Source organism: Enterobacter cloacae complex sp. ECL414, assembly GCF_021869685.1.
In the GTDB taxonomy this organism is placed as follows: Bacteria; Pseudomonadota; Gammaproteobacteria; order Enterobacterales; family Enterobacteriaceae; genus Enterobacter; species Enterobacter kobei.
The window spans coordinates 3537186-3557501 of the sequence record NZ_CP091481.1 but is presented as its reverse complement, the minus strand read 5'-3'; the positions used below and the strand labels follow the sequence as shown (position 1 = coordinate 3557501).

Here is a 20316-nt window from a genome sequence, read left to right as displayed (position 1 = left end):
GCACGTTTTTTTTAGAGGTTGTTGCAATGGCTAAACGCGTAAGACGGAGTAAATAGCGGGTAAAGGAATGAAATTATTTTGCGAAGCAGATCGTTAGCGTCAGATTTTGTGGTGAAATAAAGACTGGGTTGCGTTACTCTTCTCGCGGGAAAAAGATGTTTCTTGTCAGAAAGTGGTGCGTATCGTGAACAGACTTATAATGAGAGAAAATGAACAGTCTGCGGCGCGATGAACAAAAACAAAGGCGTTACGGAACTTATTGACGATCGGACACTCTAACTCGGTGCTTGCTCAAAGTGCGGTGTTTTTAGAGTGGCGTTTCGATAACGCGTGGAATTTAGGTTTGGGGAGACATTACCTCGGATGAGCGAGCAGTTAACGGACCAGGTCCTGGTTGAACGGGTCCAGAAGGGAGATCAGAAAGCCTTTAACTTACTGGTGGTGCGCTACCAGCATAAGGTGGCGAGTCTGGTTTCCCGCTATGTACCGTCAGGTGATGTGCCTGATGTGGTGCAAGAGTCTTTTATTAAGGCCTATCGCGCGCTGGATTCTTTCCGGGGAGATAGTGCTTTTTATACCTGGCTGTACCGTATTGCTGTCAATACGGCAAAGAATTATCTGGTTGCTCAGGGTCGTCGTCCGCCGTCCAGTGATGTAGACGCTATCGACGCCGAAAACTTCGAAAGTGGCGGTGCGCTGAAAGAAATTTCGAACCCTGAGAACTTAATGTTGTCAGAAGAACTGAGACAAATTGTTTTTCGCACGATCGAGTCGCTCCCGGAAGATTTACGCATGGCAATTACGTTACGGGAGCTTGATGGTCTGAGCTATGAAGAGATAGCCGCTATCATGGATTGTCCGGTCGGCACGGTGCGTTCACGAATCTTCCGTGCGCGAGAAGCTATTGATAATAAAGTTCAACCGCTTATCAGGCGTTGACGATAGCGGGATACTGGAAAAGGTATTAGGCATGCAGAAAGAAAAACTTTCCGCTTTAATGGATGGTGAGACGCTGGATAGTGAGCTGCTCAACGAGCTGTCTCATTCTCCCGAAATGCAAGAGACCTGGGAGAGTTACCATCTCATCCGTGACACGCTGCGCGGCGATACCGGCGAGGTTCTCCATTTCGATATCTCTGCCCGCGTGATGGCGGCCATTGAGAATGAGCCTGTTCATCAGACCACTCCGCTGATTCCTGAAGCTCAACCTGCACCTCACCAGTGGCAGAAAATGCCGTTCTGGCAAAAGGTGCGTCCGTGGGCCAGCCAGCTCACCCAAATGGGGGTTGCTGCATGCGTATCGCTTGCAGTTATCGTTGGCGTCCAGCACTATAATACTCAGTCTGAAACTAATCAGCAGCCAGAAGCGCCAGTGTTTAACACACTGCCGATGATGGGCAAAGCGAGCCCGGTTAGCCTGGGCGTACCGGCTGATGCTTCCGCCAGCGGCGGTCAGCAACAGCAGGTGCAGGAGCAGCGCCGTCGCATTAATGCGATGTTGCAGGATTACGAGTTGCAGCGTCGTTTGCACTCTGAACAGCTTCAGTTTGAGCAGGCCCAAACCCAGCAAGCTGCTGTGCAGGTGCCCGGAAACCAAACTTTAGGAACGCAATCGCAGTAATGAAGCAACTTTGGTTCGCCATGTCTCTGATGGCGGGTAGCCTGTTCTTCTCTGCCAACGCCTCGGCTGATGTTTCATCCGGGGCGTTGTTGCAGCAAATGAATCTGGCCAGCCAGTCACTCAATTACGAGTTGGCATTTATCAGCATTAATAAGCAGGGCGTCGAGTCGTTACGCTATCGTCATGCCCGTCTTGATAATCAGCCACTCGCCCAGCTTTTACAGATGGATGGTCCGCGTCGGGAGGTTGTCCAGCGAGGCAACGAAATCAGCTATTTCGAGCCCGGCCTGGAGCCTTTCACGCTCAATGGCGACTATATCGTTGATTCTCTGCCGTCACTCATCTATACCGACTTCAAGCGGCTGGTCCCTTACTACGATTTTATTTCGGTAGGGCGTACGCGCATCGCAGACAGACTGTGTGAAGTGATCCGCGTGGTTGCTCGCGATGGCACGCGCTACAGCTATATCGTCTGGATTGATGCGGAAACCAAGCTGCCGATGCGTGTGGACCTGCTTGACCGCGATGGTGAAACGCTTGAACAGTTCCGCGTGATCTCCTTCAGCGTGAACAATCAGGTTGGCAACAGCATGCAGAATCTGGCCAAAGCCAGCCTGCCGCCGCTGCTTTCTGTTCCGGCAGGGGATTCCGTTAACTTCAACTGGGTTCCTTCCTGGATCCCGCAAGGCTTTAGCGAAGTGTCCAGCAGCCGTCGTCAGTTGCCAACTATTGACACGCCTGTTGAGTCGCGCCTCTATTCCGACGGTTTGTTCAGTTTCTCGGTGAACATCAACCGCGCAACGGCAAACAGCTCTGAGCAAATGCTACGTACCGGACGTCGCACGGTGAGCACCACGGTACGTGATAACGCAGAGATCACGATTGTGGGTGAATTACCTCCGCAGACGGCGAAGCGCATTTCAGACAGCATTAAATTCAGGGCCGCGCAATGATTAAAGAGTGGGCAACCGTCGTCTCGTGGCAAAATGGCGTTGCGCGAGTCAGTTGCGATGTCAAAGCCTCATGCAATAGCTGCGCATCCCGTGCCGGGTGCGGCAGCCGCGTGCTGAATAAGCTCGGGCCGCAAACGTCGCATACTATCTCTGTGCCAAGTGAACAGCCGCTGGTGACGGGGCAGAAGGTTGAACTGGGGATTGCGGAAGGCAGTCTGCTCGGTTCCGCTATGCTGGTCTATCTCTCTCCGTTGGTCGGGTTATTTATCATGGGCGGCCTTTTCCAGACCCTGTTTGGTACCGATGTGGCCGCCATGTGCGGTGCCGCGTTGGGGGGTATCGGGGGATTCTGGCTTGCTAAAGGTCTCTCACCGAAGCTTGCCGCGCGCGAAGAGTGGCAGCCTGTCATTCTCAGCGTTGGGTTGGCACCAGACCAGCTTCATGTCGAGACGCTCTCTTCTGAGGCCCGATGATCCATCGGGCTTTATCAATTTTTACGCCCTAATACAGAAAACGCCCTTTCTTCACGCTATACCTGTCTCTAAGTGCATTTCCAGGTAGCGAGGATGTAGTGTAGAATGCTGCGTTTTCGCACTGAAAAACGTCAGGCTAAGAACAGCGGCCTCCAGGAATTCGTAAGGCATAATTATTTAACTATATGAAGAACATACGTAACTTTTCGATCATTGCTCACATTGACCACGGTAAGTCGACGCTGTCTGACCGTATTATCCAGATTTGCGGTGGCCTGTCTGATCGTGAAATGGAAGCCCAGGTTCTGGACTCCATGGACCTGGAACGCGAACGCGGTATCACCATTAAGGCGCAAAGCGTTACGCTGGATTACAAAGCGGCTGATGGTGAAACCTATCAACTGAACTTTATCGACACCCCAGGCCACGTTGACTTCTCCTATGAAGTATCACGCTCGCTGGCGGCCTGTGAAGGTGCGCTGCTGGTCGTCGATGCCGGGCAGGGTGTTGAAGCCCAGACCCTGGCAAACTGCTATACCGCGATGGAAATGGATCTCGAGGTTGTGCCGGTTCTGAATAAAATCGACCTGCCAGCTGCCGATCCTGAACGCGTCGCGGAAGAGATTGAAGATATTGTCGGCATTGACGCGACGGATGCCGTGCGCTGCTCCGCGAAAACCGGTGTGGGCGTGACCGATGTGCTGGAACGCCTGGTGCGTGACATCCCGGCCCCGGAAGGTGACCCGGATGGCCCACTGCAGGCGCTGATCATCGACTCCTGGTTCGATAACTACCTTGGTGTTGTCTCTCTGGTGCGTATTAAAAACGGCACCATGCGTAAAGGCGACAAAATCAAGGTGATGAGTACCGGACAGGTCTACAACGCCGACCGTCTGGGTATCTTTACGCCAAAACAGGTTGACCGTACCGAGCTGAAATGCGGCGAGGTAGGCTGGCTGGTTTGTGCCATTAAAGACATCCTCGGCGCGCCAGTGGGCGATACCCTGACCGGTGCGCGTAACCCGGCAGATAAAGCGCTGCCAGGCTTTAAAAAGGTGAAACCGCAGGTTTACGCGGGTCTGTTCCCGGTCAGCTCAGATGACTATGAAAACTTCCGTGATGCGCTCGGTAAATTGAGCCTGAACGATGCTTCCCTGTTCTACGAGCCAGAAAGCTCAACGGCGCTGGGCTTCGGTTTCCGCTGTGGCTTCCTCGGCCTGCTGCACATGGAGATCATTCAGGAGCGTCTGGAACGTGAATACGATCTGGATCTGATCACCACCGCACCGACCGTTGTGTATGAGGTAGAAACCACCTCGAAAGAAGTGATTTACGTCGATAGCCCGTCCAAGCTGCCGCCGCTGAACAATATCCACGAACTGCGTGAGCCGATTGCAGAGTGTCACATGCTGCTGCCACAGGAGTTCCTGGGCAACGTCATTACACTGTGTATTGAGAAGCGTGGCGTGCAGACCAACATGGTCTACCACGGTAACCAGGTGGCGCTGACCTATGAAATCCCGATGGCGGAAGTGGTACTCGACTTCTTCGACCGCCTGAAGTCTACCTCCCGTGGCTATGCGTCCCTGGATTACAACTTCAAGCGTTTCCAGGCCTCCAACATGGTGCGTGTGGACGTGCTGATCAACGGTGAGCGTGTGGATGCGCTGGCCCTGATCACCCACAACGACAATGCGCCGTACCGTGGTCGCGAGCTGGTTGAGAAAATGAAAGATCTGATCCCGCGTCAGCAGTTCGACATCGCGATTCAGGCGGCCATTGGTAACCACATTATCGCGCGTTCTACGGTGAAACAGCTGCGTAAAAACGTTCTGGCGAAGTGCTACGGCGGTGACGTCAGTCGTAAGAAAAAGCTGCTGCAGAAGCAGAAAGAAGGTAAGAAGCGTATGAAGCAGGTCGGTAACGTTGAGCTGCCACAGGAAGCATTCCTTGCCATTCTTCATGTTGGTAAAGACGGCAAATAACCTTTAAGGAGTTGGCATGGCGAACATGTTTGCCCTGATCCTGGTCATTGCTACCCTGGTGACAGGTCTGCTGTGGTGTCTGGATAAGTTTATCTTCGCCCCAAAACGCCGTGAGCGTCAGGCTGCCGCACAGGCAGCCACTGGCGATCAGCTGGATGCGAAAACCCTGAAAAAAGTCGGCCCGAAACCGGGCTGGCTGGAAACGGGCGCCTCGGTATTCCCGGTGCTGGCCATTGTGCTGGTGGTGCGATCGTTTATTTACGAGCCGTTCCAGATCCCATCCGGTTCAATGATGCCAACGCTGCTGATTGGTGATTTTATTCTGGTAGAGAAGTTTGCCTACGGCATTAAAGATCCTATCTACCAGAAAACGCTGATCGAAACCGGTCATCCGAAGCGTGGCGACATCGTGGTGTTCAAATACCCGGAAGATCCGCGTCTGGACTACATCAAGCGTGCGGTTGGCCTGCCGGGTGATAAAGTGACCTACGATCCGGTCGCCAAGGAAGTTACCGTTCAGCCTGGCTGCAGTTCTGGCACCGCGTGTGAAAACGCACTGCCCATCACCTACTCAAACGTTGAGCCGAGTGATTTTGTGCAGACCTTTGCCCGTCGTAACGGCGGTGAAGCGACCAGCGGGTTCTTCCAGGTGCCAAAAGGCGAAACCAAAGAGAACGGTATTCGTCTGGTCGAGCGCAAAGAGACGCTGGGTGATGTGACTCACCGTATCCTCACGGTGCCAATCGCGCAGGATCAGGTGGGTATGTATTATCAGCAGCCGGGTCAGCAGCTGGCGAGCTGGATTGTACCGCCGGGACATTACTTCATGATGGGGGATAACCGCGATAATTCTGCGGACAGCCGTTACTGGGGATTTGTGCCTGAGGCGAATCTGGTCGGTAAAGCCACCGCAATCTGGATGAGTTTTGAGAAACAGGAAGGCGAATGGCCGACCGGTGTACGCCTGAATCGCATTGGCGGAATCCATTAATTCTCAATAAATGAACGCGTAGCCGCTTTAATTAGCGGCTACGTGAATTATTTCCTCGATAAATCTCTTTGAACTAACGACATCCCCTGTCGTTGTGTATAGAATATTCCCCCGAAGTTTAAGGTTGGCCCTGCAAGGGTGCCACGGCACACGAAACCGCGTTGGTTTTCTCAGGTCGGTTTCGTGTGCTGCATTTTTGACGCATTCATTTATTGGTATCGCATGAACCCCATCGTAATTAATCGGCTTCAACGGAAGCTGGGCTACACTTTTCATCATCAGGAGTTGTTGCAACAGGCATTAACCCACCGCAGTGCCAGCAGCAAGCATAATGAGCGTCTTGAGTTTTTAGGCGACTCAATTTTAAGTTTCGTGATTGCGAATGCGCTTTATCATCGTTTCCCGCGTGTTGACGAGGGGGATATGAGCCGCATGCGTGCCACGCTGGTTCGGGGGAATACCCTTGCGGAAATCGCGCGCGAATTTGAACTGGGCGAATGTCTGCGTCTTGGGCCGGGTGAACTGAAAAGCGGCGGCTTCCGTCGTGAATCTATTCTTGCCGATACGGTCGAAGCATTAATTGGTGGTGTGTTCCTGGACAGCGATATCCAGACCGTAGAAAAGCTGATCCTCAACTGGTATCAGAGCCGTCTGGACGAAATCAGCCCGGGCGATAAACAAAAAGATCCGAAAACGCGTCTGCAGGAATATTTGCAGGGCCGTCATCTGCCGCTGCCATCTTATCTGGTGGTGCAGGTACGTGGTGAAGCGCACGATCAGGAATTTACCATCCATTGCCAGGTCAGTGGCCTGAGTGAACCGGTGGTGGGCACAGGTTCAAGCCGTCGTAAGGCTGAACAGGCTGCCGCCGAACAGGCGTTAAAAATGCTGGAGCTGGAATGAGCGAAGAAAAAACGTATTGCGGATTTATTGCCATCGTCGGACGTCCGAACGTCGGCAAATCCACCCTGCTGAATAATCTGCTTGGGCAGAAGATTTCTATTACCTCGCGTAAGGCGCAGACCACGCGTCACCGCATTGTCGGCATCCATACTGAAGGCGCGTATCAGGCGATCTACGTCGATACTCCGGGCCTGCACATGGAAGAGAAGCGTGCCATTAACCGTCTGATGAACAAAGCGGCGAGCAGCTCGATTGGTGATGTAGAACTGGTCATTTTCGTTGTGGAAGGCACCCGCTGGACACCGGACGACGAAATGGTGCTGAACAAGCTACGTGACGGCAAAACGCCGGTCATCCTCGCGGTCAATAAAGTTGACAACGTGCAGGAAAAGGCTGACCTGCTGCCGCATCTTCAGTGGCTGGGCAGCCAGATGAACTTCCTCGATATCGTTCCGCTGTCTGCAGAGACTGGCCTGAACGTCGATACCATCGCGGGCATCGTGCGTAAGCATCTTCCGGAAGCGATTCATCACTTCCCGGAAGACTACATCACCGATCGTTCTCAGCGCTTTATGGCGTCTGAAATCATCCGTGAAAAGCTGATGCGTTTCCTGGGCGCGGAACTGCCGTACTCTGTGACGGTGGAGATCGAGCGTTTCCAGACCAACGAGCGCGGCGGCTACGACATTAACGGCCTGATCCTCGTTGAGCGTGAGGGGCAGAAGAAGATGGTGATCGGCAACAAAGGTGCCAAGATCAAAACCATCGGTATTGAAGCCCGTAAAGACATGATGGAGATGTTTGAAGCGCCGGTTCACCTGGAGCTGTGGGTGAAAGTGAAATCTGGCTGGGCCGATGATGAGCGTGCTCTGCGCAGCCTCGGTTACGGCGAAGACCAGTAACCTAAGACGACGAGTATGATGGAAGGATGGCAGCGCGCCTTCGTCCTGCATAGTCGTCCCTGGAGCGAAACCAGCCTGATGCTGGACGTCTTCACGGAAGAGTCCGGTCGCGTGCGCCTTGTTGCGAAAGGCGCACGTTCCAAACGTTCTAATCTGAAAGGTGCACTACAGCCTTTCACGCCGCTGCTGGTCCGCTTTGGTGGGCGAGGGGAAGTGAAAACCCTGCGCAGCGCTGAAGCCGTCTCCCTGGCGCTTCCTCTTTCTGGTATCACCCTGTACAGCGGTCTGTATGTCAATGAACTCATCTCGCGGGTTCTTGAACATGAGACTCGCTTCTCTGAACTTTTCTTTGATTATCTGCACTGTATCCAGGCCCTCGCAGGGGCAACCGGCACGCCTGAACCTGCCTTGCGACGTTTTGAACTGGCGCTGCTGGGGCATCTGGGATACGGCGTCGATTTTCTGCATTGTGCGGGAAGCGGAGACGAAGTCGAAGACGCGATGACCTACCGCTATCGGGAAGAAAAAGGGTTTATCGCCAGTATCGTGATTGATAACAGTACCTTTACCGGGCGCCAGCTTCGGGCGCTTTATGCGCGCGAGTTTCCCGATCAGGACACCCTGCGCGCAGCAAAACGCTTTACCCGGATCGCCCTCAAGCCGTATCTTGGCGGCAAGCCCTTAAAGAGCCGCGAATTATTCAGGCAGTTTATGCCGAAACGTTAACGTTGCCCTCTCCCGGAGAAGGAAGGGAAATGAACCAAAATACCGAGGATTGTCATGGCTGAATTACTGTTAGGCGTCAATATTGATCACATTGCCACGCTGCGTAACGCACGCGGCACGGCTTATCCCGATCCGGTTCAGGCGGCATTTATCGCCGAACAGGCTGGCGCCGACGGCATTACCGTTCACCTGCGTGAAGACCGCCGCCACATCACCGACCGCGACGTGCGTATTCTGCGTCAGACGCTGGATACGCGCATGAATCTGGAGATGGCGGTCACGGAAGAGATGCTGGCCATTGCCTGCGAGACTCAACCCCATTTCTGCTGCCTGGTGCCGGAAAAGCGTCAGGAAGTGACCACCGAAGGCGGTCTGGATGTGGCTGGGCAGATCGATAAAATGCGCGATGCCTGCAAACGTCTGGCGGATGCCGGTATCCTGGTTTCCCTGTTTATCGATGCCGACTTCGCGCAGATCAAAGCCGCAGCGGACGTTGGCGCGCCGTATATCGAAATTCACACTGGCTGCTATGCCGATGCCAAAAACGATGCTGAGCAAGCCAAAGAGCTGGAGCGTATTGCCAAAGCGGCCACCTACGCGGCGAGCCTGGGGCTGAAGGTTAACGCCGGACACGGCCTGACCTACCATAACGTTAAGGCTATCGCTGCCCTGCCGGAGATGCATGAGCTGAATATCGGTCATGCGATTATTGGTCGTGCGGTGATGAGCGGCCTGAAAGAGGCGGTCTCAGAAATGAAACGCCTGATGCTGGAAGCGCGTCAGTAATGGCCATTCTGGGCTTAGGCACTGATATCGTTGAGATAGCCCGCATAGAAGCGGTGATCGCCCGTAGCGGCGAGCGCCTGGCAAGACGCGTGCTCAGCGATAACGAATGGGCCATCTGGGAAGCGCATCAGCAGCCGGTGCGCTTTCTGGCAAAACGTTTTGCGGTAAAAGAGGCGGCAGCCAAAGCGTTCGGTACGGGCATTCGTAACGGCCTGGCGTTTAATCAGTTTGAAGTATTTAACGACGAACTGGGAAAGCCGCGCCTGCGGTTATGGGGCGAGGCGCAAAAGCTTGCGGAGAAACTGGGCGTGAATCACATGCATGTGACGCTCGCGGACGAACGTCACTACGCCTGCGCAACGGTGATTATTGAAAGCTAGAGTTTGTCCGCGTGGTGCAGCAGGACAAACCTATCCCACAGCTGCTCTTCACTCTCAACGTGTGCCGGATCCTTCAGGATGGTATTCAGGATCGGGCACACTTTCTGACAGGTCGGCGTTTCATAGTGGCCGACGCATTCGGTGCAGCGGTCGCTGTTAATCTCATAAATGCTGTCGCCCATCGAAATCGCCTGGTTCGGGCATTCCGGTTCGCACATATCGCAATTGATGCATTTTTTGGTAATTAACAGCGCCATCAGGAAATTCTCAGAAACATCACAAACAGGGCGGGCATTATACGCTCATTCCTTACTCAGACCAGTTTTTTTACCAGCTCTTCACTATGGCGAATGCGCTCTGGCGCCCGCTCTAAATCCTGCTGCACCAGCGCCATAAACAGCAGGTCCGTCAGCATCATTTGCGCACTGGTTGACGAGATCGCCGCGCTGCGCGTGGCCTGCTCTTCGGCAATGGTATACAGACAGCGCGTGGCCCGCTGTTGCAGGGCATTCGGGGTGAACCCGGTGATGGCGAGGATTTTGCCGCCGACGCGCAGCACTTCGTCCGTTGCCATGTTAATCTCGCGGCGCTCACCGGAATAGGAGATGGCCAGCAGCAGATCTTCAGGATCCATCGCCTGCACGGTCGCCAGCAGGGCGTGCATATCCTGCTCGACAATCGCGTTAAAACCGATTTTGGTCAGCTTCCAGCCAAAATTACGCGCCACCAGGCCGGATGCGCCAATACCGGTTAAAATAATACGCCGCGCCGCTCGCAGCATCGCCACGCTTTCCAGTAACTTCTCTTCGGTATTTACGTCGAGAGTGGCATGCATGGCCGCGACGTTCTCTTTAATCAGCTTTTCCCCGACCACACGCATTGGATCATCCCCGCGGATCTGGTTATGCACCGGCATAGATTGCGGGTTGGGATTACTCACCAGCGCTTCGCTAATTGCCAGCTTAAGGGCAGGGAAGCCTTTAAAACCGATCTTCTGGGCAAATTTCACCACGCTTGACTGACTTACCCCGGCTTCGCTTGCCAGCTGTTGCGAGCTGAGATGACGGGCGCGGTCAGGCTGAGAAAGCAGAAAGTCCGCCAGTTTTTTGTCGCTTTGAGCAAAGCCGGCGTAGCGCTGGCGAATGCGAATTAAACAGTTCATAAGTACTCCCGGCGGAAATGTGATTGTCTACGCAAATACGAATTTTGCTCGCCTGAATGAATTTTATATTCCATTATAGTGTTATTATTATGAATTAAAAATTCTTGAGGTACAAAAAATGAATCTTGGCTCACTTGTTTCTGAAACGCGTAACCCGCAAACCATGGATCTGGATGCGCTCTCTACTCTGGAGCTGGTTAACCGCTTTAATCAACAGGATACGCTGGTCGCGCAGGCAGTGAAAGAGACATTACCTGAGGTAGCGAAAGCGGTCGATGCGGCGGCGGAAGCCCTCAAAGCAGGTGGCCGCATTATCTACATGGGTGCCGGTACCAGCGGCCGTCTCGGCGTGCTGGACGCCTCCGAATGTCCGCCAACGTTTGGCGTGCCGCATGGGCTGGTGGTCGGGCTGATTGCGGGGGGGCCTGGTGCGCTGCTGAAAGCCGTTGAAGGGGCGGAAGATAACAAACAGCTGGGTGAGGATGACCTGAAGGCACTTACTCTGACGGCGAACGATCTGGTCGTCGGGCTGGCGGCATCCGGGCGCACGCCGTACGTCATTGGCGGTCTGGAATACGCCAACCAGACCGGCTGCACGACGGTCGCCATCTCCTGTAACCCCGGCTCTCCAATCGCTCAGGTGGCCGCCATCGCCATCTCCCCGGTTGTCGGGCCAGAAGCGCTCACCGGCTCCACGCGCCTGAAATCCGGTACCGCGCAAAAGCTGGTGCTCAATATGATCTCCACCGGTGCGATGGTGAAGTTCGGCAAGGTGTATCAGAACCTGATGGTGGATATGCAGGCCACTAACGTCAAGCTGGTGGACAGAGCCTGCCGTATGGTGATGGAGGCGACAGGCGCAAGCCGTGAAGAGGCAGAAGCGGTCCTCCAACAGACCGATCACGATGTTAAACCCGCCATATTGATGATCTTAAGTGGGCTGGATGCGGCGGCCGCGCGAGCCAGACTCGATGCGCATAATGGCTTCTTACGGGCGGCATTAGAAAACTAACAGAGGCGTGTATGGACAAAACAGCAGCGCTCGCCAGCGATATCCTGCGAGGGATCGGCGGAGAAGAGAATATTCAGCGTCTGGAAAACTGCATGACGCGCGTGCGCGTCGAAGTGCATAACGACGACCAGCTGGATGTGCCGGGCCTGAAGAAGCTTTCCGGTGTCAGCGGTTACGTGAAGCAGGGGCAGCAACACCAGCTGATCGTCGGGCCGGGGAAAGCGGCGCAGGTGGTTGATGCCATGCGCGCGCTGATGGGCGGCGGCGCGAGTGTGACGCTCGACGATGCTGCGCGCACCAAAGCGCAGGCGAAGGCGAAATACAAAGCCCCCATGAGCGACGCGCTACGACAGCTGGCAAATGTCTTTATCCCGCTGATCCCGGCGTTTATTGCTTCCGGCTTGATCACCGGGATTATCAATATTCTCAAGCGTCCGGATATCGTCGGGGACTTTGCCACCCAGTATCCGAACCTGTTGGGTATTCTGGGGATCTTCGGCAGCGCGGTGTTTGCCATTATGAACATTCTGGTCGGGGTGAATACCGCCAAAGTGTTTGGCGGTTCGCTGGCGATGGGGGGCGTGATGGCGGGCATTCTCTCCAGCCCGCAGCTGGCGCAAATTACGCTGTTTGGCGAGGCGCTCCAGCCTGGTCGCGGCGGGGTGATTGCCGTGCTGCTGGTGGTTATCCTGATGTGCTGGATTGAGAAAAGACTTCGCGCGGTATTGCCCGGCTCGATTGAACTCATCCTCAACCCCCTGCTGACCACGTTAATTACCGGTAGTGTGGCGATTGTGGTTCTTCAGCCATTAGGGGGATGGATCTCTGATGCCATCGCTCATGGCGCGTCTCTGGCCATTGACCGCGGCGGTTTGTTAGTGGGGGCAGTGCTGTCAGGCACCTTCCTGCCGCTGGTGCTGACCGGTCTGCATCAGGGACTGGTGCCGATCCACGTCGAACTGGTGCAGGCGCACGGTTACAACGCGCTGTTGCCTATACTCTCAATGGCGGGGGTGGGGCAGGTCGGTGCGGCGATTGCCGTACTGCTGAAAACCCGCAACGCACGCCTGAAAAAAGTGATTAAAGGCGCGCTTCCGGTTGGATTGCTCGGCATTGGCGAACCGCTGATTTTTGGCGTCACGTTGCCGCTGGGTAAACCGTTCCTGGCTGCCTGTCTGGGCGGCGCGGTCGGCGGGGCGCTCATCAGCTACTGGAAAGTTGCTACCGTCATTACGTTTGGTCTCTCCGGTTTGCCGCTGGCGTTAACTATCGTGACCGGAAAAGTGATGCTCTATCTGTTAGGCTATTCTGTAGCGGTGATCGCCGGGTTCCTGTTTACCTGGCTGTTAGGATTCAACGACCCAGAGGAGTAAGGTTTGGCAAATCACGAGCGTCGCGTTGTCTTTTTCGATCTGGATGGAACGCTGCATCAGCAGGATATGTTTGGTACGTTTATGCGCTACCTGCTGCGGCGCCAGCCTCTGAATGCGCTGCTCGTCTTACCGCTGTTACCGGCGATCGGCATCGCGCTGCTGGTGAAAGGCCGGGCGGCGCGCTGGCCGATGAGCCTGCTGCTCTGGGGATGTACGTTTGGCCACAGCGAAGCGCGGCTAAAACAGCTAGAAAAGGAGTTTGCGCACTGGTTTCGCGGTCATGTCGCCGCGTTCCCGGTTGTACAGGCGCGCCTCACCAGTTACCTCGACGCCAACGATGCCGACATCTGGTTGATCACGGGCTCCCCGCAGACGCTGGTTGAACAGGTTTATTTTGATACGCCCTGGCTGCCGCGTGTGAATCTTATCGCCACACAAATTGCCCGTGGTTACGGCGGCTGGGTACTGAGTATGCGCTGCCTGGGGCATGAAAAAGTGGTGCAGCTGGAGAAACGCATCGGCACGCCGCTGCGTCTCTACAGCGGCTACAGCGACAGCAAACAGGACAACCCGCTGCTCTATTTTTGCCAGCATCGCTGGCGCGTCACGCCCGCAGGCGAACTTCAGCAACTCGAATAGTCTTATCTATAGCGGGTGTGTATAATGCCGCCCGCTTTTAGACTGGAGTATCAACCGTTGTGCAACCCTGAACGCGATCATGAATACTGGATGCGCCATGCGCTTACGCTTGCCCAGCGCGCCTGGGACGAGGGAGAAGTGCCCGTGGGTGCCGTGCTTGTCCACAATAACCAGGTGATAGGGGAAGGGTGGAACCGCCCGATTGGCCGTCACGATCCGACTGCGCACGCTGAAATCATGGCCCTTCGTCAGGGCGGAATGGTGCTGCAAAACTATCGTCTGCTTGATACCACGCTGTATGTCACGCTTGAGCCGTGCGTGATGTGTTCTGGGGCGATGGTGCACAGCCGGATTGGTACGCTGGTCTTTGGTGCGCGGGATGAAAAAACCGGTGCGGCCGGTTCTCTGCTGGACGTGCTGGGTCATCCAGGGATGAATCACCAGGTGAAAACTATCGGTGGGGTACTTGCACCAGCGTGTTCGGCGCTATTAAGCGATTTCTTTCGAATGCGCCGTCAGCAGAAAAAGCAACAAAAGGCAGAATTGAAGTTGTCGGACGATTAAGCTCGTCCGGCGCCACAACCGGATAACTCTCAGCCAGCTGTCTTGCCTCTGTCGCCTCTTTTTCTTTCTCGAGCAGATAGCCGACCAGGCTAATCTGATACTTACGGATATTTTCCACGTAGGCGTAGGCTTCATGTCCGCGCGCGTAGCCGTAAGTCAGCTTGTTATACCACGGCTTCTGGCTTAGCAGCGGCAGACGTTGCTTTACGTCTGACCAGCTGTCCGGGTTACCTTTCGTTTTCGCGGTCAGCGCCCGCGCGTCAAGCATATGCGCGTAGCCCATATTGTAGGCTGCCAGCGCAAACCAAATCCGTTCCTCTTCCGGCACCGTTTCCGGCACTTTGGCCATCATATCCTGCAGATAGCGAGCCCCGCCGCTGATGCTCTGTTCCGCATCGGTACGGTCATTCACGCCCAGGCTCAGCGCGGTATTTTTGGTTAACATCATTAAGCCACGCACGCCGGTCGGTGAGGTGGCCTGGGTGTCCCAGTGGGACTCCTGATACGAAATAGCCGCCAGCAGTTTCCAGTCAATCTCCTGGGCGTATTTTTCGAATAATGGCTGCAGGTCTGGCAGGACGCTATCTACCGCGCGCAGGAAGCTGCGGGTGTCAACATAGTCAAAGTCATCACCGTGGCCGAGATATTTTTCCTCCAGGCGCGCCAGCGTGCCGTCTTCATTGATGGTGTTATAGAAATCGAGCATGGCCGCAGAAAGAGTCTGATCGTCATCGAGCTGGCTAAACCAGGTCACCGGCTGCTCGTCGGTAACGTCGAGCGCTACGGCAATTTCAGGATGCACGCGCTGGAACAGACTGATCGCAACCGAATCGGCAATGGTGTAGGGCAGTTTCTGATCTTTTACCTGCTCCAGCAGCTCCGTTGTGCCCAGTTTCGGATCAACCTTCCAGCTCAGGTCGGGGTATTTCTTCTCTTTCAGCTCACGCAGATCCTCGATCACCACATGGCCGGGCGCAATGGTCAGCTGTTGATCGTTAATGGAGGCCAGCGTGCGTGGCCGCAGACTCCCGACGCGATAGACCAGCTGTTGCGAAACGGAGTAATAGGTCGGGCCCGGTTGATAGTTTTTGCTACGCTCACTGTTATAGACCAGACCGGCTGCCAGTATGTCGGCATCGTTGTTATCAAGGTCGTCGAACAGCTGGTTGATATTCTGGCGAACGGTAATTTTAAGCTTCACGCCAAGATAATCGGCGAACTGCTGCGCCAGTTCATAATCAAGGCCAATAATTTTGCCGTTAATGTCGCTGTAAATCAGCGGAGAGTTGAGCGTACTGACGCGCAGCTCCCCCCGCTCCTGAATGGCGGCGATACGGTTTTCGGCTTTACCGAACCAGGGGATGGAAGGCCAAAGGGCCACTGCCAGCAGCAACGTAACAATGCCGATGAGCAGATAATTAATCTTTAATTTTTTCAATTAGTTAATTCTCTGCGACGCCGGTTGCCTCAGTATGCTGTAGCCATGTTTGATAATCAGGTTTGCCATTGAATGAGCGGCATTTTGCGTAAACTTGCGCCACTTGGCAACCAATTAGAGAGACAGGTCACATCTATTGCTAAATGTCTCCGCCAATTTTATTTCCACGCAAACGGTTTCGTCGGCGCTCAGGATTCTCTATAATGACGCCCGTTTTCCCCCTTGCGCACACTGAAAGCGCCCCGGCGCTTCGAAGACGAGAGACTTATGATGGAAATTCTGCGTGGTTCGCCTGCACTGTCTGCCTTCCGTATTAACAAACTGCTGGCACGTTTTCAGGCGGCCGACCTTCCGGTAAGCAATATTTACGCTGAGTATGTCCATTTTGCTGACCTGAATGCCCCCCTGAATGCAGAGGAGCGCGTACAGCTGGAACGCCTGCTCAAGTATGGCCCAAATCTGAGTAGCCATACGCCAACCGGCAAACTGATCCTTGCGACGCCGCGTCCGGGCACCATCTCCCCCTGGTCTTCTAAAGCCACCGACATTGCCCACAACTGCGGCCTGAGCCAGATTAACCGTCTGGAGCGCGGCGTGGCCTACTACGTTGACGCCTCGACCCTGAGCGACGCGCAGTGGCAGGCGGTTGCCGCCGAGCTGCATGACCGCATGATGGAAAGCGTGTTTGCTTCTCTTGATGACGCACAGAAGCTCTTCTCCCACCATCAGCCTGCGCCGGTACAAAGCGTAGACCTGCTGGGGCAGGGCCGTCAGGCGCTGATTGACGCTAACCTGCGTCTCGGCCTGGCGCTGGCAGAAGACGAAATCGACTACCTGCAGGATGCGTTTGTTAAGCTGAACCGCAACCCGAACGACATCGAGCTCTACATGTTCGCGCAGGCCAACTCCGAGCACTGCCGCCATAAAATTTTCAACGCCGACTGGATTATTGACGGCGAACAGCAGCCTAAATCGCTGTTCAAAATGATCAAAAACACCATGGAGCAAACCCCCGACCACGTGCTGTCTGCCTATAAAGACAATGCCGCGGTGATGGAAGGCTCCGAGGTTGGGCGCTATTTTGCCGACCACGCTACCGGTCGTTACGACTTCCATCAGGAGCCTGCGCATATCCTGATGAAAGTGGAAACCCACAACCACCCGACGGCAATTTCCCCGTGGCCGGGTGCGGCCACCGGTTCAGGCGGTGAAATCCGTGATGAAGGTGCAACGGGACGTGGTGCGAAACCAAAAGCGGGTCTGGTTGGTTTCTCCGTCTCCAACCTGCGCATCCCTGGCTTTGAGCAGCCATGGGAAGAGGATTTCGGCAAGCCAGAGCGCATTGTGACCGCGCTGGATATCATGACCGACGGTCCACTGGGCGGCGCGGCATTCAACAACGAATTTGGCCGTCCGGCACTGAACGGCTACTTCCGTACCTATGAAGAGAAAGTGGACAGTCACAACGGCGAAGAGCTGCGTGGCTATCACAAACCGATCATGCTGGCGGGTGGGATCGGCAATATCCGTGCCGATCACGTCCAGAAAGGCGAGATCGTGGTTGGCGCGAAGCTGATCGTGCTGGGCGGCCCGGCGATGAACATCGGCCTGGGCGGCGGCGCGGCATCCTCCATGACCTCCGGTCAGTCAGATGCGGATCTCGACTTTGCTTCCGTTCAGCGCGACAACCCCGAAATGGAGCGTCGCTGCCAGGAAGTCATCGACCGCTGCTGGCAGCTGGGCGACGCGAACCCGATTCTCTTTATCCATGACGTGGGCGCGGGCGGTCTGTCTAACGCCATGCCGGAGCTGGTGAGCGATGGCGGTCGCGGTGGCCGCTTCAACCTGCGCGATATCCTGAGCGATGAGCCAGGCATGAGCCCGCTGGAAATCTGGTGTAACGAATCCCAGGAACGTTATGTTCTGGCGGTTGCAGCGGATCAACTGCCGCTGTTTGACGAGCTGTGCCGCCGCGAGCGCGCGCCGTATGCCGTCATCGGCGAAGCGACCAAAGAGAAGCACCTGACCCTGAGCGACACCCATTTCGACAACCAGCCGATCGATCTGCCGCTGGACGTTCTGCTCGGTAAAACGCCGAAGATGACCCGCGACGTGCAAACGCGTAAAGCAGCGGGCAAAGCGCTGGATCGCCAGGGCATCACCGTTGCAGAAGCGGTCAACCGCGTGCTGCACCTGCCGGCGGTGGCAGAGAAAACCTTCCTGGTCACCATTGGCGACCGTACCGTAACCGGTATGGTCTCGCGCGATCAGATGGTCGGCCCGTGGCAGATCCCGGTCGCGAACTGTGCCGTAACCACCGCGAGTCTCGACAGCTACTACGGTGAAGCGATGGCCCTGGGCGAACGCACGCCTGTGGCGCTGCTGGACTTCGCCGCGTCCGCCCGCCTGGCTGTGGGTGAAGCGCTGACCAACATTGCCGCGACGCAGATTGGCGATATCAAACGTATCAAGCTCTCCGCTAACTGGATGGCCGCTGCCGGTCACCCTGGCGAGGATGCGGGCCTGTATGAAGCCGTGAAAGCGGTGGGCGAAGAGCTGTGTCCTGCGCTTGGGCTGACCATTCCGGTGGGCAAAGACTCCATGTCGATGAAAACCCGCTGGCAGGAAGGCAACGAGCAGCGCGAGATCACTTCTCCGCTGTCGCTGATCATCTCCGCCTTTGCGCGCGTGGAAGACGTACGTCACACCGTGACGCCGCAGCTTGCGACCGAAGACAACGCCCTGTTGCTGATTGACCTGGGTAAAGGTCACAACGCGCTGGGTGCCACGGCGCTGGCGCAGGTTTATCGTCAGCTGGGTGATACACCGGCCGATGTGCGTGACGTGGCCCAGTTAAAAGGCTTCTACGATGCAATTCAGGCGCTGGTCGCGCAGCGTAAGCTGCTGGCCTACCACGACCGCTCCGACGGCGGACTGCTGGTCACGCTGGCAGAGATGGCCTTCACCGGCCACTGTGGTGTGGAGGCGAATATTGCCTCTCTGGGTGAAGACCGCCTGGCAGCGCTGTTCAATGAAGAGCTGGGCGCGGTGATTCAGGTGCGTGCGGCAGACCGCGATGCGGTTGAAGCCATTCTTGCGCAGCACGGTCTGGCAGACTGCGTACATTATCTGGGTAAAGCCGTACAGGGCGACCGCTTTGTCATTGAAGCTGACGGTCATGCCGTCTTCAGCGAAAGCCGCACCACGCTGCGTATGTGGTGGGCGGAAACGACCTGGCAGATGCAGCGCCTGCGTGATAACCCGGAATGTGCCGATCAGGAGCATAACGCGAAGGCTAACGACAGCGATCCAGGCCTGAACGTGAAGCTCTCCTTCGACATCAACGAAGACATCGCCGCGCCGTACATTGCGACGGGTGCACGTCCGAAGGTGGCCGTGCTGCGCGAGCAGGGCGTTAACTCCCACGTTGAAATGGCGGCTGCCTTCCACCGTGCGGGCTTTGACGCCATCGACGTTCACATGAGCGATCTGCTGGCCGGGCGTACCGGTCTGGAAGATTTCCAGGCGCTGGTGGCCTGCGGTGGTTTCTCATACGGTGACGTACTGGGCGCCGGTGAAGGCTGGGCGAAGTCCATTCTGTTTAACAGCCGCGTGCGCGACGAGTTCGAAACCTTCTTCCACCGTCCGCAAACGCTGGCGCTGGGCGTGTGTAACGGTTGCCAGATGATGTCCAACCTGCGCGAGCTTATCCCGGGCAGCGAAGCCTGGCCGCGCTTTGAGCGTAACCAGTCTGACCGCTTTGAAGCGCGCTTCAGCCTGGTGGAAGTGACACAAAGCCCATCTCTGCTGCTGCAGGGCATGGTCGGATCACAGATGCCAATCGCCGTGTCCCACGGTGAAGGTCAGGTAGAAGTGCGTGATGCAGCACATCTGGCTCAGCTTGAAAGCAAAGGTCTGGTGGCGCTGCGCTTTGTCGATAACTTCGGCAAGGTCACCGAAACCTATCCGGCTAACCCGAACGGCTCGGTCAACGGTATTACGGCAGTCACCAGCGAAAGTGGTCGTGCAACCATTATGATGCCGCACCCGGAGCGCGTGTTCCGTACCGTGAGCAACTCCTGGCACCCGGAAAACTGGGGCGAGGACAGCCCGTGGATGCGTATCTTCCGCAATGCGCGTAAACAGTTGGGTTAAGATGTAAAGCAGGTACCTTCCAGGCCCGGTAAGCGTAGCGCACCGGGCTTTTTTATGTGTGTCGCAAAATTGCGACAAAGACGGTTTGCGACTGTCTCCAAAAGGAGACATTTAACTCATTGATTTATATATGGCAGAACAGGTTCCTGTTAAGGTGTTGCTTAATAGCGACACTTAGCCTGGAAATCATTCAAACGATAATGAACAGGTGAAGTTGGTAAAATGTTTATATATCAATGTGTTAATGTTTTGT

The 20316-nt window shown here is 55.6% G+C and carries 20 protein-coding genes; 17 read left to right on the top strand and 3 right to left on the bottom strand.

Annotation, left to right across the window (positions count from 1 at the left end; genetic code table 11):
- The first annotated feature begins 283 nt into the window (after nucleotides 1–283).
- From rseD to acpS, 12 genes are all read left to right on the top strand, one after another.
- The gene (rseD, locus tag L3068_RS16990) at nucleotides 284–367 is read left to right on the top strand and encodes a rpoE leader peptide RseD (RefSeq protein WP_223605340.1); all 84 of its coding nucleotides are present in this window, start codon (nucleotides 284–286) and stop codon (nucleotides 365–367) included.
- Nucleotides 364–939 (top strand): RNA polymerase sigma factor RpoE, encoded by a 576-nt coding sequence (gene rpoE / locus L3068_RS16985; RefSeq protein ID WP_006176728.1) that lies wholly within the window; start codon nucleotides 364–366, stop codon nucleotides 937–939. Before rseD ends, rpoE begins: the two co-directional genes overlap by 4 nt.
- A 31-nt stretch (nucleotides 940–970) precedes the next feature.
- Complete coding sequence (gene rseA / locus L3068_RS16980) at nucleotides 971–1621, top strand: anti-sigma-E factor RseA (RefSeq protein ID WP_014832926.1); 651 nt, start codon at nucleotides 971–973, stop codon at nucleotides 1619–1621.
- Complete coding sequence (gene rseB, locus L3068_RS16975; protein WP_117580719.1) at nucleotides 1621–2574, top strand: sigma-E factor regulatory protein RseB; 954 nt, start codon at nucleotides 1621–1623, stop codon at nucleotides 2572–2574. The genes rseA and rseB overlap by 1 nt, the downstream gene beginning before the upstream one ends.
- Nucleotides 2571–3047, top strand: a complete 477-nt coding sequence (gene rseC / locus L3068_RS16970) for a SoxR-reducing system protein RseC (RefSeq protein WP_117580720.1) — start codon at nucleotides 2571–2573, stop codon at nucleotides 3045–3047. Before rseB ends, rseC begins: the two co-directional genes overlap by 4 nt.
- Nucleotides 3048–3232: 185 nt before the next feature.
- Nucleotides 3233–5032 carry a translation elongation factor 4 gene (gene lepA, locus L3068_RS16965; RefSeq protein ID WP_014884847.1) on the top strand — a complete coding sequence of 600 codons (1800 nt, stop codon included), beginning with the start codon at nucleotides 3233–3235 and terminating at the stop codon, nucleotides 5030–5032.
- 16 nt (nucleotides 5033–5048) lie between these two features.
- Complete coding sequence (gene lepB / locus L3068_RS16960; RefSeq protein WP_014884846.1) at nucleotides 5049–6023, top strand: signal peptidase I; 975 nt, start codon at nucleotides 5049–5051, stop codon at nucleotides 6021–6023.
- A 222-nt stretch (nucleotides 6024–6245) separates the two neighbouring features.
- A complete protein-coding gene (gene rnc, locus L3068_RS16955; protein ID WP_010434072.1) occupies nucleotides 6246–6926 on the top strand; it encodes a ribonuclease III in 681 nt (226 codons plus the stop codon).
- Nucleotides 6923–7828 (top strand): GTPase Era, encoded by a 906-nt coding sequence (era, locus tag L3068_RS16950; protein WP_006176722.1) that lies wholly within the window; start codon nucleotides 6923–6925, stop codon nucleotides 7826–7828. Before rnc ends, era begins: the two co-directional genes overlap by 4 nt.
- 18 nt (nucleotides 7829–7846) lie before the next feature.
- Nucleotides 7847–8554 (top strand): DNA repair protein RecO, encoded by a 708-nt coding sequence (gene recO, locus L3068_RS16945; protein WP_023331096.1) that lies wholly within the window; start codon nucleotides 7847–7849, stop codon nucleotides 8552–8554.
- Nucleotides 8555–8608: 54 nt separating this feature from the next.
- Nucleotides 8609–9340 (top strand): pyridoxine 5'-phosphate synthase, encoded by a 732-nt coding sequence (gene pdxJ, locus L3068_RS16940; RefSeq protein ID WP_023331095.1) that lies wholly within the window; start codon nucleotides 8609–8611, stop codon nucleotides 9338–9340.
- On the top strand, nucleotides 9340–9720 hold the full coding sequence (acpS, locus tag L3068_RS16935; RefSeq protein ID WP_014884843.1) for a holo-ACP synthase: 381 nt from the start codon (nucleotides 9340–9342) through the stop codon (nucleotides 9718–9720). The genes pdxJ and acpS overlap by 1 nt, the downstream gene beginning before the upstream one ends.
- Here the strand turns inward: acpS and L3068_RS16930 are convergent.
- The gene (locus tag L3068_RS16930) at nucleotides 9717–9977 is read right to left on the bottom strand and encodes a YfhL family 4Fe-4S dicluster ferredoxin (protein WP_059373377.1); all 261 of its coding nucleotides are present in this window, start codon (nucleotides 9975–9977) and stop codon (nucleotides 9717–9719) included. The genes acpS and L3068_RS16930 overlap by 4 nt on opposite strands.
- Nucleotides 9978–10033: 56 nt before the next feature.
- Nucleotides 10034–10882, bottom strand: a complete 849-nt coding sequence (locus tag L3068_RS16925) for a MurR/RpiR family transcriptional regulator (RefSeq protein WP_014884841.1) — start codon at nucleotides 10880–10882, stop codon at nucleotides 10034–10036.
- A 118-nt stretch (nucleotides 10883–11000) separates the two neighbouring features.
- Here L3068_RS16925 and murQ point away from each other — a divergent pair, with 118 nt between their 5' ends.
- The 4 genes from murQ to tadA are packed head-to-tail and all read left to right on the top strand — an operon-like array spanning nucleotide 11001 to nucleotide 14470.
- Complete coding sequence (murQ, locus tag L3068_RS16920) at nucleotides 11001–11894, top strand: N-acetylmuramic acid 6-phosphate etherase (RefSeq protein WP_059373376.1); 894 nt, start codon at nucleotides 11001–11003, stop codon at nucleotides 11892–11894.
- Nucleotides 11895–11905: 11 nt separating this feature from the next.
- Nucleotides 11906–13267 (top strand): PTS transporter subunit EIIC, encoded by a 1362-nt coding sequence (locus L3068_RS16915; RefSeq protein ID WP_014884839.1) that lies wholly within the window; start codon nucleotides 11906–11908, stop codon nucleotides 13265–13267.
- 3 nt (nucleotides 13268–13270) lie between these two features.
- On the top strand, nucleotides 13271–13906 hold the full coding sequence (gene yfhb, locus L3068_RS16910; protein ID WP_023331092.1) for a phosphatidylglycerophosphatase C: 636 nt from the start codon (nucleotides 13271–13273) through the stop codon (nucleotides 13904–13906).
- 24 nt (nucleotides 13907–13930) lie between these two features.
- Nucleotides 13931–14470 (top strand): tRNA adenosine(34) deaminase TadA, encoded by a 540-nt coding sequence (gene tadA, locus L3068_RS16905; RefSeq protein ID WP_014884837.1) that lies wholly within the window; start codon nucleotides 13931–13933, stop codon nucleotides 14468–14470.
- On the opposite strand, the gene mltF is transcribed toward tadA, so the two are convergent.
- Nucleotides 14358–15908, bottom strand: a complete 1551-nt coding sequence (mltF, locus tag L3068_RS16900; protein WP_014884836.1) for a membrane-bound lytic murein transglycosylase MltF — start codon at nucleotides 15906–15908, stop codon at nucleotides 14358–14360. The genes tadA and mltF overlap by 113 nt on opposite strands.
- Nucleotides 15909–16175: 267 nt before the next feature.
- Here mltF and purL point away from each other — a divergent pair, with 267 nt between their 5' ends.
- Complete coding sequence (gene purL, locus L3068_RS16895; RefSeq protein WP_117580723.1) at nucleotides 16176–20063, top strand: phosphoribosylformylglycinamidine synthase; 3888 nt, start codon at nucleotides 16176–16178, stop codon at nucleotides 20061–20063.
- Nucleotides 20064–20316: the final 253 nt, after the last annotated feature.